Consider the following 14,876-nt stretch of genomic DNA (forward strand, 5'->3'; position numbering starts at 1 on the left):
TATGACCCGGTTAATTAATAAGTATGTGCCATTACTGCTGACAAGTGTTTTGGCGACCAAAGCCTGGGCTGGCGCAAGTTGTGTCGATACGGCTGCTTCTGCTTATGTTAATGAACAGGTTTCCATTAAGTTGGTACAACCCAATACGAGTAACCCGTATAAGCACACCTTCAAGTCACTCTATGTTGGTAAGTTGAAGCTCGATACTGATGATATTAATTATGAAGGTCGCCTTGATTACAAGTTTGCCAACACAGGTAGTTACACTTTCAAAACAACACTGTCTCATTGCTATGGACCCGGCTACTGTGCTGAAACAGTGTGCACAAAATCCATCTCCGTCAAAGAGCGAAAGAAACCGGTCATTGTTTCTACCAGTATGGTACCACAGAGCTCAGATGTCGCACTCAAAGCTAACTTGACGTTTAGGGTGAGTACAAAAGATGCAAAACAGATTAAAATGTATCGGAAAACAGGAGATGGACCATGGGAGTATTCGCACTCGTGCTCTAGCATCGACGGTGTCAATGCAGGTTGTAGCATAGGTGGGCAGGCAACTGAATATACTACGTACAGCAGAAAAGCAGTCGCGGTAAATGGACACCTGGAGACGACATCGGATGTCTTTACATGGTCCAGTGTAGGTACCAATGAATCACCAAGCGTATCAATCTCGGTCGCGGACAGCCAGGTGAATAGCGGTAACGCGACTAAGGTGACAATAACGGCGTCTGATCCTGATGGTAACCCTGCATTTCATATATCTGATGTACTTTTGAGGGGAGCTAATGGTCGTTGGGAATCCAAAAAAGAACACTGTTTACCAAATAAAGGGCAGTCAAAGTCGAACTCGGTGCAGTGTGAGCTGACCACGGCAAACCTCTCGACAAAAACTACTTTTCAGGCAAAAGTAATAGATACAGGAGGTGCCGTTACCTCGAACGCGATTGACGTATCGATAAATAACCGGCCAAGTATAGAGTCATTGTCTGTTACAAGTAATGGCGTTGCTACTGATTACTTTAACAAAAACAGTAGTGTCTCTATTTCAACCAGTGCGACAGACAGTAACGGCAATTTGAGCACAATACAGATATGTGTTGCGCCAGGGTTATCGGTCAATACCGAAGTTGCATGTGGTTCTTCTGCACAATGGGCAAGTTGTACAGGTTCTCCTTGTACTGTCACTGGTAATTTCTCTGAACACGGTGCATATACTATTTACAGTCGTGCCGAAGATGAGCTGGGTGCTGCTCATTCTAGTGCTCCGAAAGTGGTTTATGTATTGTCAGATTTTGGCATATATGTTGAACCGCAAAGTGTACAAACGGAATATGTAGTTGAAGATCCCGCAACACCACAGACAATTAGCTGGAGTGTGATTGCCAACAAAGTTTATTCCTCAGGTAATAAGGTGGCTGGGTTCCGAATTGTGCCTAACGGGAACCCTGCTCATGCGGTAACTCCAGACGTCCCAGAGCTGGCCAATGGCCCACAAAGTATCACTGAGGCCTGTGATGACGGTCTGTGTCGTTTTACACTAAACTGGAAACCTACAGACGCAACTTATGGTAGCCCCATTCAATTCTATATAAACGCGATAGATGAAAATGGTTCTGTACAGTCTACGGATGTTATATCGACTGAAATAATGTCATTGTTACCGCAGATCCCGCCCGTTCCAAGTGTTAGCGTTGAATTTGACGAAAGCAGCAATCGGTATGTGGCTGCCATTACGGGAATGGGGCATGCCAGTGAAGCAAAAATTGCGGTGTATATTGGCGGAGTCAAAACACTAGATAGCACGGACAAGAACAACAGTCGCGCTTGGTATGTGCCTAGTACTTATGAAGACAATGGCAAATCCCTCAGAGTATGTGCTAAAGGAGTTGCTGTAAGTACTCATGGCAACTCTGAAAGTCACACCTATGGATGTTCTAAAACGTTAACTATTGAACACAACAATATGCCTGACGTCTCCTTGTTTGATATGAGTTATAGCCAATTTGGCGGTCCATATGTACTAAAATGGCGTGGGGGAGCGGCCTATTATAAAGTGTATCGTTGGGCTGGACACATAGCTGATGAACCGGCGTCACTCGTTCCTTTACAGGACAACGTAAAGGCGAATACAACCACGATCACCCATGTTCCTCAAGGAACACATACCTATCGTTTATCTGCTTGTAATGGCCCGAATCAATGTACGGATTCTCCGCCTTTAGTGGTAGAGCATATTGCTCCAATTATCGCCAGTGCCAGCGTGAATGAGGATAATCGTCAGCTTGTATTGGGGGGAGCTGGTTTTTCTGCTCATGCAGGGCGTTTGTTTGCTCAAATTGAAAATACCTCTGAGACGCATGAAATTATACTTGGGGATATTACCGTGTCTGCTTCTGGTGGGGTGTTAACGGCGCAACTGACTGAGCGCTTGTTTGAAGGCTACCAAAATAAGGGACTGCTTGTTGAATATCGTAACCAGGTGTCTTGCTTAAACAATGATGTGAATAGCAACTATGTCGGAAAAGTGATGTGTGTTGATTCTCGCTTAACTTATAAAGTGAGAGTGGATGATCAGTCTCCGGACACCATCATCGACATGACGGAAAACAATTTCACAATTAGTGACAGCGGGTATGTTTATGTGGGAGCGTCAAAAACTGCACGTGATTCAGGTGATGCTCCCTTTTATGAAGTCGGTGATTACAGCAATACTGTAACCGGGTTATATGTATATAATCAAAACTCGGACGACGGCGGTTGGGTATTTTCGACCAATGATATCGACGACAAGACGGATGATCAGGTAATAGGTAAACCCTTGGTGATTCCGTCTGATGGTATTGATCACGTTTATTTTGGTGCGCAAAACCATAAGGTCTACAAGTTTACTCATAACCCACAAAATAATTCGGGTAGCGGGTTTAAATTCATCTGGGACCAGATCACTGGAGGACCCAATACAGCAGGTCTGCAGACGGATGCTATCGGTAACATTTACGTAGGCTCTATGGATCAACGCTTATATTCATTGTTACCTGAAACCGGTCAGATCAACTGGCATTATTCATTTGCCCCGTCAGGCGGCATCCATGCGCTGTCAGGGGTAGGTCCGGACGGCTTGGCTGCTGTAACTACGCAGGACGGTGAAATGACTATGATTGACCGAACCCTGATCGATAAAAACGCAGTAAGCTGGTCACGTCTGGATGATTATCTGGAAATGGCAAACCCCGGGTGGGAACCGCCAGCGAGTTATCTTGAAGCGAATATCATTGGGCACTTGTTAATTGCCGTGCATCAACGTTTACCAAGTAAGAATGAAATTGCTGCATTGTCTTATGCGCACTTAAATGGTCATTCACTGGAAGAGGTGGTGAACGCGATTATTAATGCGCAAGTTGAGTGCCAACAGAACTGCGCAGATGCGATTGCATTACGTGGGTCTGACAATCTCGCCTTTACTCAAGTGCTCATAAGAAGACTAATGGACCAGCATATTTCTGCGACAACAACAGTCTTGGGCAAAACAGCTGAGCAGTGGGCACAGATGCTCGATACTGCGCAGCTACGCAGAGCTGAATTGGTGCTGCTGTTACAGCAACCAACCTACAAAAACCATAGCGACACGATACAAGAGCTATTAAATATCTATTTTGGCTATTGCTTTGGTAGTGAGTGCAACTACTCCCAGGATACGGATAATGATGGGATCCCAAATCTGGTCGAAATAGAGAATGGTACGTCTGTGAACAATCCTATTGATGGATTGGCGGCACCAACCATGACCCAGCTGACTGATGAGCCGGTCAAGGAGGGTGAACTACTTTTCTCACTTGAAAGTAATGACGAGATTGATTTCTATATTGTGCATTACCAGTTAGACGAAGGAGGTGAATCTAAAGACAGAGTGGATGTGGCCATTGATGAAGATGACAACCCTTATCCTAACTTTGCGACCAGGTGGAAAAAAGCGGTGCGCGATGGCACCTATAGTTTCTATGCTAAGGCGTGTAAAACCACTCAGGTTCAGAACCAAAACTACAACTCGTGCAGCGTATCTGGCTCTGAGGTGATCACAGTTGAGATAGTGCACACACCGAGTGAGTTAGCTCCAAATGTAGTCATCGACAATGCCGCTATGAGTGCTCAGACGGATACCATTAACCTGTCATTGAACGCGGAGCTTACGCCCACGATTGGTAACTTTAGAGTCAGTGAAGCTGGTAGTGCAACTTATTCATTACCTATCGAGTTGCCACAGGGGATCGCCGGTGTAACACCTTCAGTTTCGTTAATGTATAACTCGCAACAGGGAGATTCGAGCGTTGCTCTGGGCTGGTCATTGAATGCAGGCTCATCTATCTCACGATGCCGCGCTGTGCTGGCAATCGATGGTTATTCAGGCCCGGTTGCATTTGATGAGACTGATAAATATTGCCTGGATGGCCAGCGTTTGATTGAAGTTGATAACATTGACTGGCCAATCAGCAATGGGGTCCCAAGTGCCACTTATGTGCTCGAGAAAGACGCGCAACTATTTATAGAGCGATATGACACTGGCAATTCAGAGTACTTTGTTGTTTATGGCAAAGATGGATCTAAAAAAGTCTTTGGCGGCGAGAGTGCAAGTGAAGTCAGGGTTGGCCGTGATGATGAGAACATGGCAACTCTGACCTGGTTGTTGGTCCGTGAGTACGACAACATGCAATCAGACAGCAGTGTTGTTCAGTATGATTACGCGACCCTGGGTGAAGGAGAGAAAGTCCTAACAACGATCCGCTATAGTGGTTATCGTGTTGAATTTGACTATGTTGCCTCTAAGGTGCGTAGCCGAACATATATGAACCACGGGAGTCTCTCGCAAAGCGCACGACTGAGTAAAATATGGGTTAAGACGTCGGGCTCTACATCGATTGAATTGAGTTCATATGACATTGCAGGCAACACTAGCCAGCCAAATGGAGATGGGCCACGTCGCCTGGATAAGCTACAGCAGTGCCGCGGTACAATCTGTAAAAAGCCCATTTTATTTGACTACAATGACCTGCCAATTGGTCACGAGTTTAAAAATAGTAGATTACTCTTTGATGCTAAGCACAATGGTGGCTATAACGAAAGTCAACTCGTTGCATTTACCTTCCTGGATACACAGGGCAATGGTAATCAGGAACTCGCTACTCTGGAGCGTATAGATGGTGCAGATAAAGAGTATCAATTATGTATTTGGGCCGGGCAGACAATCGATGACGAACAGCAACTTGGTTGTACCAACATCACGCGAAGTGACAATGATGATCAGGTTACTATGCTGGCGATGGATGTTGAAGGAGACGGTAGCCAGTCTTTATGGATCAATAACAAGTCTGATTATGAGGAAGGTTATTTAGGTTATTACTGGGACAAAGTCGACTTTGATGGTGCCCGTTTCACATTCGGGTATCCGGAAGTAAAGTACCTGACTGGTAAGTACTTACGTGAAATTAAAACAGCAGACTTTAATGGTGATGGGTATGCCGATATTGCTTATAAGAAGCAAAAGGATGACCTGAATCTCTACATAAGGGAGTGGGATCGCCATGCACATATGTTCGTTGACGAAGTGGTTATCTCAATAGACACTGAAAAAGAAGTGAAAGCCACTGATAAAGGGAGTGACTGGCAGACCGTTGATATTAACTTTGACGGCCTGGCGGATATCATTGCTTTAAGATGTGGTACTGACAAATGTGCGGATGGCCAGCCAAATAGATTGTATGCGTACTTGAATAATGGCGCCGATGCCATGTTTACGCCTTTTACAATCGCAGCGACAGGCCAATATTTTAGACAGTTCATGTTAACTGATATTAATAGTGATGGTTTCCTGGATATCCTGCTGCAAAGAGCGACCAATGACGGTGATTTTGTCTGGAATGCTTATATTGCTAAAGCGGCAGTGAGCAACGAAAAGCCGAGCGGTGCTAATTATCAATTGGTATCGTTTGATTTAGATGGTGAGCTCGATACGTTTTTTAGTACAGAATCCGCTGAGCTAAACAAGCTAGTGAGCCCATTTGTCATTGACTCCGATCGCAATGGCATTAATGAACTGTATTTCAAAGAAGCGGGCGCATTTAACTACCATTGGCGTAGATTCAACTGGAACCCTGAAGCGGAAGTTATTGAGCGCTCATCAATTCGTATAGAGACCTGGGGCTTTAATGCGCAGCAGGGTAGCCTGGTATTCCCTGCGGACTTTGATAACAATGGTACGGTAGATCTGATCCTGAAGTCGGACAACGATATTCATGCTTACTATGAACATCAGCAGTCAACTCAGGCGGGCTTACTTCGTACCATCACTCAAGGGTATGGCAGCAAAACTCAGATCCATTATACCCCTATGAATACTGAGGGGGCGGACGCCGTATATAGCCAGACCATGTCTGCACTGTCGAACGAAATGCAAAACATTGCAGAAGACTCACAGGCATTTGATGAGCCTGAGCATAGAGTACAGCGTTTGTTCAACAGTCTGCCACTGGTGTCTTCGGTGGAAACAGAGAGCGCGGTAACGGGTGTCAATGATGAGCAGATACTCACGGTAAATTATCATTATTATGATGCCAAAGTGCAATTTGGTGGGCGTGGCATGTTGGGCTTTGGCGCTATCACCACGACCACTGAAAAAGACCAAATTGAGTTTGAAACCACCACACGTTATTACCAGGCATTTCCGTTCACCGGTATGCCTAAGGCAACGGAAAAGCGTTTCGGAGCTCAGCGCATTTCGCTGTCGGTTAATGACTATAAGTATCTTCAGGACAAGCACACTAAGAGCTATCAGGTGTTTGTGCAAAGGAGCCGGGAGTGTTCTGCGCGTTTTGACAGCGTAGATCTTGAAAGCAGAAATACGGCTAGCGATTATTTTAAATCTGGCTATTCATGTACTGAGACTGTCTCTGACGAAGATGTGTGGGGCAATGTATTTACCAATTCGGTGAAACAATATGATGTGCTTCCAGTCAATGTGAATGCGTTTGCACACCATAATAGCAGCAGTGCCAAAAATGCCAGTACCCTGCTAACTGAGACAATTACCAGCAATTGCTATGATCTAGCATGCAGCTCGTCTTATATTGATACAACAGATTATATTAAATTAGGACGTCTTACAGAGGTGACGGTCGAGCACGTAGGTTCTGATTCCGCACCTTTGTATAAAGAGGATAAAGTTACAAAGAAATCTGCTTTTGCTTATTACTCATCTGGCCCTGAAAAGTACTTGCTCAAAGAAGAAAGGTTCAATGTTGGGGCGGGAAGTGATCACGAGCTGGTTAAATATTATACCTATGATAGCGTTGGCAATATTGTCACTGTAACTTCATCAACTAGCGGTGAAGATTGTGCAAGTGATGATGCCCTGTGCCGGGTAACGACCAACAACTATGATGCGAGTTTGCACTTTATTGATTCGACCAGTAATGACTACTTTACACCGAGTAGTGTAGTTCGTCGCAATGCTTTTGGTCAGCCAACACAAATCATGAGTGTTGATGAGTCGTTAAGCACAGTACTTTACGACAAGTTTGGAACCAAAATAGGTTCTCACTCGGCAACGGGTACTCAGCGTTATACTTACTTGACGACATGTAGTGCCTCAGGGTGTGCTGTGCAGCAAAACACTTTGGCTAATGGTGTACTCGTAGAGAAAAAGTACATTGATATCAATGGTCGCGTCTTTGAGACACATACGCGTGGTAAGAAAGACGACCATTGGTTTATTTCAAAAACTCACTTTGATCTGCATGGCAGAGCTATGTCTCAACAAGCACCTGGGCAAGAAGCTGTTACAACTGAATATGATGTATTCGACAGAGTTATCTCGGTGCAAGATCCTAATGCGGGGACTATTACTTCACATACTCAGGTTGGCCAGACAAGCACAGTTACGGTCTCTATGGACGATAACTTTAGTAGAGTTGGTGTCAATGAGGATAAAGGATTGCCCGGAGGTAGTGCGCATAGCCAGATAACTGAAAAAGACTTGTTAGGCCGCAATTACAAAGTGACAGACAATCAGGGTAATGTGTTGACCTATGATTATGATGTCTTGGGTAATAACACAACCGTTCAGTCCTCTGCTGATAATAAAGTCGTGCTGACCAACAAGTTCGATGCACAAGGTCGACTTGAGTACAGAGAAACACTGGATAATGGCAAATGGGTATATAAGTACAATGCCTTCGGTGAGGTGTATGAGCAAACGGATGCCCGTGGTATAAAAACCACGACCAAATACGATAAATTGGGTCGTAAGGTCTTACAGACTCAGAGCGGACCAACAGACAGTGATGTGCTGATTGAGAGCGCCAGTAGCTGGCACTATTCAGAAGAGAAAGAAAAAGACAGCGATTCACCTAAGATCACACATCAGCTGCATTATGCGACACAAGGTCAGTGGCAACAAAATTACTATTACGATGAACATGGCCGCCTGGCGAGCACCTTGACAGATCTGGACGGCAAGAGTTGTTCTGATAAAGTCACTTTTAACAAAACGTACGGAGACTTGAGGTACACCCATAGTGATCTGAAAGATGCCGTGGCCAGCCTGTGTGTTATTCAGCAGAAGTTTTACGATGCTTACGGCCGCAGTACCTACCAGTTTGATGATTACCGACGCGATAATAGTGATGGTTATTATGCAGAAGCGCGCGGTATTAGAAAGATTTACAATCAGTACGGCATAGTTGTCGCGATTCAGGAAGCCAGAGATACAGAAAAAGGGATTAGATACTATGACGTTGATACCGGTAAAGTTAATGAGCGAGGCCTGGTTACCCGTTACAACAAAGGTTTGGCCACAGTCACCTTAGCGTACGATAGTCAGGGAATGGTGAGTGCGATTGATGCGCGCTATAACCAAACTGATGATGAGACGCCTTACTTGCAGGGCGACAGGTATCGATTTGATAGCCTGGGTAACCTGACTTATCGCAGTACTCTTGGGCTGACAACCGCGCAAAAATTTGGCTATGACACCCTGAACCGAATCAAAACTGTGAATGGTGTTGAAAAATATCAGTACTGTAATAATGGTAACCTTAAGCTTAAAGATGGTTGGAAGCTCATTTACGGAGAGGGAGAGGGTGAGTGTGACGGGCATCGTTTGAGTGAGCGTGTTCGGGAAACAACCAGTGGTGCGCCTGTTGGTGATTTCAAACCATTCACCAGTGGTTTTGACGTGACAGCATCGTCTGCTGCGCTGGCTCTTTCACAAAAAACCGAAACCTATGCATACGATGCAAATGGTAACGAAACGTGGATGAAAAAAGACGGCAGTACGTATCGCACTCAAACCTACAGCGGTCGAAATAAAGTGGTTTCGATCACGGGTAATGGCAATAAGGAAGTGACATTTGCGTATGACGTTAATAACCGCCGTTATAAACGCGAAGATGCGGGTCAGACTGTATACTATGTCGGTGCACTTGAGCTGACAACGCGTCAGGTCGGTAATACCACTGAGCGGTTTATTCGTCGATACATTGGCAACGAAGCCATTCAGATTTATTACTCAGACTCAGATACAAAACGCAGCCGTTTGCAATGGTTATTTACAGACCATCAGGGGTCGGTGACTGCGGTTGCAGACAGTAACTACAAGCTATTAGGGCGTTACAGTTACGGGGTGTTTGGAAAACGCTATGAACATCAACTAAGTGAAGTTGATAAGCCCGCGCAAAATAGCCTGACTTTATTCACTACTATTGCGCCTAACATGCGTGCATATACCGGTCATGAGCCTATATCATTGGGGGGAGATGATCGTGTCATTCATATGAATGGCCGGATTTATGACTCGACCACCGGACGATTTATGCAGGCGGATCCTGTGGTACAGGCGCCGGGTAATTTGCAAAACTACAACGCATACTCATATGTATTGAATAACCCGTTGTCATATACGGATCCAAGTGGTTACTTCTTTAAGAAGCTACTCAAAGGGGCGATGAAAGCAACGGGCACATGGCAACTGTTAAGGGCAATTGCTGACAATCAGTTTATGAGCATGTTTGTTCAAATTGGGCTGGCTTTGATCCCGGGCTGTCAAAGTGGTATTTGTCATGCGATATATAATGCTGCAACAACTTTTGCCGTTACTGGAAGCCTCAATGCGGGCTTAAAAGCAGGTGCTATATCGTACGCGCAATCCACTGCATTACAAAAAATTGGTGGTAGTCAGACCTGGGGTGAGGCCGGTTCTGTACAAAATATTGCTGCAAATGCACTGGTTGGTGGTGTTGCTTCTGAGTTGCAGGGTGGAAAATTTGGCCATGGATTTTTGTCTGCGGGGGTTGCCTCAGCGTTTAAGCCTATGCTGAACGACATTGGTGGCGCACAAAGTGCAAACTCAGCGATAAAAACCGGTAACTTAGAAATGTTGGCCAAGTTTAAGATGCATCGTATTGTTGGTGCAGCCGTGATTGGCGGAACAACATCAGTGATATCTGGCGGTAAATTTGCAAACGGTGCCATCAGTGGTGCGTTTAATCAGGCGTTTAATGGTGAGAATAATATCCAGAAAATGACTGAGACTGTAAAAAATAAGCTTATCTATTACTCGTCTGTTGCCGAGGTTTATGGTCCCAGAGTTATAACCTTTGCTGGCGGCGTAGTTCAGGTAGGTACGGGCGTGGCGACATGCGCTGCATCTGGTGGTTTAGCATGTGCGGGTGGGGTTTACTTGGCGATGCACGGCTTTAACAACATGTGGGAAGGGTGGAGCGGTACAGATGGACTAATAAGGCAAGGCTATCGGTTTGCTGGAGAGCTCGCTGGAAATGCTACGTATGGAGATTTTGCTTACGGTGCTATCGATATTGGCATGTCAGTTTATGGTGCAGCTAAATTGGTTCCAAGTGTGGAAAGTAGAAAGTTATTTAGGAACTTAAATGAAGATATGGTAAGAAGTGTGAAAGAAACAAGTCAAGGCATTTTGATGTTCAATACGACTGTTGACATCAATACCGGAGTTGATACGTATATTAGGATGACTTCTCAGTGATAACTATATATGTGATTTCTTCTTTTTTATTATGTTACCTCTCTTGTAAGCTTGGAGAGTTTATAGGAAGAAGGACAGATAGAGGTATAGCAGTTTATCTCTTTATAATCTATCTTGTGTTAAATATGCTTGTACACTTGAGGCTTTTTCTTAATGGTAAGTTTGGGCCTATTATTGTTGAGGAAGACAATGTTTTAATAGATTTGCTATCTATTTTCTTCTTGTTTTTCTTTGCTTTTATTCCTTTGAAGAGGTTAAATAAAAGTGCTGCTTTAAGAAGTGATAAAATTAAGTAGGTAAAAAGAATTTTATTTTCTGTTCTTTTTTCTGGGGTGATGCTTTGTGGTATTACCCTTTCTAAATTGGCGCTCGTTGAGCGCCTTTTTTCTGCAAACCAGTTTCATCATTTTTTATAAAACTACTCAAAACCCGCATTCAGTGAACATGGCTGTTCGCGCAGGTTTTACTATCCCAATAAATGGGATTTACAAAGCCATAATACCATATTTATCCCACTAAGCTGCTTTGTCACACTGCACTCAAGATATTGAATGGAGTGAATAATGCAGAAAAAACGAATTGCGATTATAGGGGCTGGCGTTGCTGGTATGGCACTGGCTCTGCTGGCAAGCAAACAAGGGCATGAGGTGCAGGTGTACGAGCGTGCAGCCGCGCACAGGGTGATGGGGGCTGGCGTCACGTTATGGCCTAACGCGATGTTTGTGTTAGCGCAAATGGGGTTAGCATCGGACATCATTCGAGCCGGGGGGACACCCGGGCTTGTGTGTCAGTATGACCGCAGTGGAAATCGGCGAAATGCGCTGGATATTGATGAGCTAAATCGGCTTAGTGGTCACGCGACAGTGACCATACTGCGCCGTGATTTGATCCGAATACTGGGTGACGCACTTAGCGCGCAGGGAGTATCCATTGCATTTGCAACCACAGTGACTGAGCAGGATATCGATAAGCTCAGACTGGCATATGATTTAGTCGTTGGCGCTGATGGGAGGATGCACTCAGTGGTGCGTGAGGCGCTGTTTACTTCGCCAGTGTCACCGTGCTATCAGGGGTTTATCAATGTGATAGGGATCAGCCAGCTTGAGCCTGGCACCTTAGCAAACAGTATTGGCGACTTTCGTTGTCCGGGTGAACGTTTCGGCATTGTGCCCGTAAAGCCGGATACGTGTTACTGGGCTGGGGCGTGGCGCACACCGCTTGATAAAAATTGCAGTCAGCGCGATTGGCTGGGTGAGTTAAAGCAGCGATTTGGCGGATGGGCTGAAGCAGTTCAGGCGGTACTGAGGGACCCGGAAACTGAATCGGTCCGGCCCGTTTTTGTCCATGATTTGGAGCCTCTCCCATACTGGCATAAAGACAATATGGTGCTGATTGGCGATGCAGCGCACGCGTCATTACCTACGTCAGGACAAGGGGCGTGTCAGGCACTGGAAGACGCCTGGCTGTTGAGCTGCCTGATGTCACAGCAGCATGACCTCAGCGTGGTACTTGGCAGGTTTTATCAGCTGAGGATTGAAAAAGCGACAATGGCTCAGGTGGCTGGGCGGCAATTAGCGCAGCAGCTATTTTCCGGGCGTCGTGAGGAATCGACTGCGCCGTCAGGCGTATCCCTGGCTCAGCTGAGTCAGATATGGATGCAGGGGCTGAGTTTGTAGTATAAGGGGTTGGATAGGCCTGCTGGCGTTGTTATAGAGTGAGATTCTAAAGGCGGTTATTCTAGCGGGTCGCCGGGCACTTCTTTCTTTTTACGCTGCTCTTGCTTCGCCTTTGCCACATTTTTAAATACGGGCGGTGGAATGGGAAACAAAGACAGCAATGGAAAAATCGCCATCACCAGATAAGCGGCTTTGGGCATCCCTTTGGCCCATTTCACTATCCTGATCAGACACCAGATGCTGAGTACACTCAGTGTGAGAATTAGCCCTGCTTTTAGCATTATCTGCATCAGGGTCAGGTCGTCGTTGTTCATCAGCGTTATTCCTTTTGCTTAATTAAACTTCTCAATAGGTACGCGCTGACTAAAAATCAAGCGGCTTGTATTGTACTGAGATTATTCAGAAAATCTGATTATGGTGCTTTTATGGTATAAAATTAATCCATTGTTCTTATTTTATTGTTGATTTTTTGTGTTTTGGCGCGCATCATGGCCTCAGATTGCAAAGATAATAATGGAAGCACTCACTCCTAATGGAATAGGAAATCGCATCATACAGCGGAGGTAGATGTGTCATTACTTTGTGTTGTATTAGCCTGAATTTGGATGAACCGAACGAGTTTATTACCATGCTAAAAACATCACTTTCTTTGATTGCCCTGGTGGCGTCTTCTGTTTCTTACGCGAATACCTGTAGCGGCCAGCTATATGGCATTAATGCGGGTCGTGGCGATGTGGGGATTTTATTTGGTCTGAACGAACAAGATAACAGTGCTTACGCACAAACGCTGGCGGAATTTAGTGCCTCAGCGTTGGCTTATGATCCGGCCAGCAAGCGCATGTATTATGTGTCAGCGCCCAGACCGTTTGAATACCAGGTTGACGTGAGTCACCTGAACCTCAGTGCAGAGCAGTTAACGCACCTGCCGATAGAGGGCAAGCGCTTTAAATATTTGCGCCTGGCATACTATGATTTTGCTACCGATACACACACACTGGTGGGCAGAACCTCTCAGGTGCTGAGTATGGTGTATGATCCTGAGCGCGATGCGCTGCTGGGCACCGATTTTAAAAAGCTCTATGAAATCAATAAAAACACGGGTGAAGCAACAGAGCTGGGTGCATTGGGATCGCTCAAAGGCAAGTTTCGTGGCGACTTAGTGATCCAAAATGGTAACTGGTATTTGATCACCAGTCGCAGTGTTTATCAGATAGATAAAACCACCTTCGAGGCCACTAAACTGGCCAATCATAGCCTAACCGCTGCCACCGGGGCTGCGTTAAATCAGGCCGGAGAAGTGGTTGTCAGTCGCACCCTGATCAACGACTATGGCCATGTGAATCGCTCTAAGCTTTACAAACTCAATCCTCAGTCGGGTAATACCTGTTTACTGGCTACGGTGCCGGTGCGGCTCAACGATTTGGCGGTGAATACCGATCAGGCAGTGGCCTGCTACACCACACCCAGTTGTGAAACTGATCCTGAACCGACCTTCACGGTAGAAGCAGTGACGGATACGGTATCGGAAGGGGGTCAGCTCGAATATCAAGTGACTTTAAGTAATGCTTATTATCAGGATGTGACGCTCGACGTCAGTGTGCTGGATGACACCACCTCTGCCGGTGATTACACCTCGCCATCTGCCAGCGTCACGATTGCTGCGGGCGAGACCAGTGCGACCATTAGCATTGCTACCCTGGACGATGACAGCCATGAAGACAGCGAGGCGCTGACCTTGGTGGTTGAGGGCGCAACACACACCAGTGGTTCCGCATCTGTTTCGGGCACCATAGAAGACAACGACCCTGCCTGTATCCCTGATAATTATACCCGCATTCATTATCAGTTTGTCAGCGAAAGCGCAGGCTACAACAATGACTGGGGTGTCCGGGTGAATGGCAGTTACGTGAAACTGCTGGACGAATACGGTGGCTCAGGCAGTTATGATGTCATTGAAGGGGCCAGTTATGACTATGTGCTATCCATTAACGGCAATCCTAACCAGCTGACCACCAATTATCGTGTTTATGGTGACAAACAGTATTGGGAAGACCAAAACGACCGCGATTATAACGACTTTATATTGAAGGTCTGGACAACCAGTATTCAAAAAGGCTGTGAGTAATCTGCATGACCGTGACCTCCCT

4 protein-coding genes are annotated in these 14,876 nt (G+C 45.7%); 3 read left to right on the plus strand and 1 reads right to left on the minus strand.

The window, feature by feature from the left end; translation table 11 throughout:
- Position 1: 1 nt before the first annotated feature.
- Together PRUB_RS01965 and PRUB_RS01970 are read left to right on the plus strand one after the other, a co-directional pair.
- Complete coding sequence (locus PRUB_RS01965; RefSeq protein ID WP_010383052.1) at positions 2-11,053, plus strand: DUF4225 domain-containing protein; 11,052 nt, start codon at positions 2-4, stop codon at positions 11,051-11,053.
- A gap of 563 nt (positions 11,054-11,616) precedes the next feature.
- Positions 11,617-12,729 carry an FAD-dependent monooxygenase gene (locus tag PRUB_RS01970; protein WP_010383050.1) on the plus strand — a complete coding sequence of 371 codons (1,113 nt, stop codon included), beginning with the start codon at positions 11,617-11,619 and terminating at the stop codon, positions 12,727-12,729.
- Positions 12,730-12,785: 56 nt separating this feature from the next.
- Here the strand turns inward: PRUB_RS01970 and PRUB_RS01975 are convergent, their stop codons facing one another.
- A complete protein-coding gene (locus tag PRUB_RS01975) occupies positions 12,786-13,010 on the minus strand; it encodes a hypothetical protein (RefSeq protein WP_155946336.1) in 225 nt (74 codons plus the stop codon).
- A gap of 347 nt (positions 13,011-13,357) precedes the next feature.
- Between PRUB_RS01975 and PRUB_RS01980 the strand changes: the two genes are divergently transcribed.
- Positions 13,358-14,854: a Calx-beta domain-containing protein gene (locus PRUB_RS01980; RefSeq protein WP_010383047.1), complete on the plus strand. Its 1,497-nt coding sequence runs from the start codon at positions 13,358-13,360 to the stop codon at positions 14,852-14,854.
- The last annotated feature ends 22 nt before the right edge of the window (positions 14,855-14,876 follow it).

The sequence above is a fragment of the Pseudoalteromonas rubra genome, assembly GCF_000238295.3.
Classification (GTDB): domain Bacteria; phylum Pseudomonadota; class Gammaproteobacteria; order Enterobacterales; family Alteromonadaceae; genus Pseudoalteromonas; species Pseudoalteromonas rubra.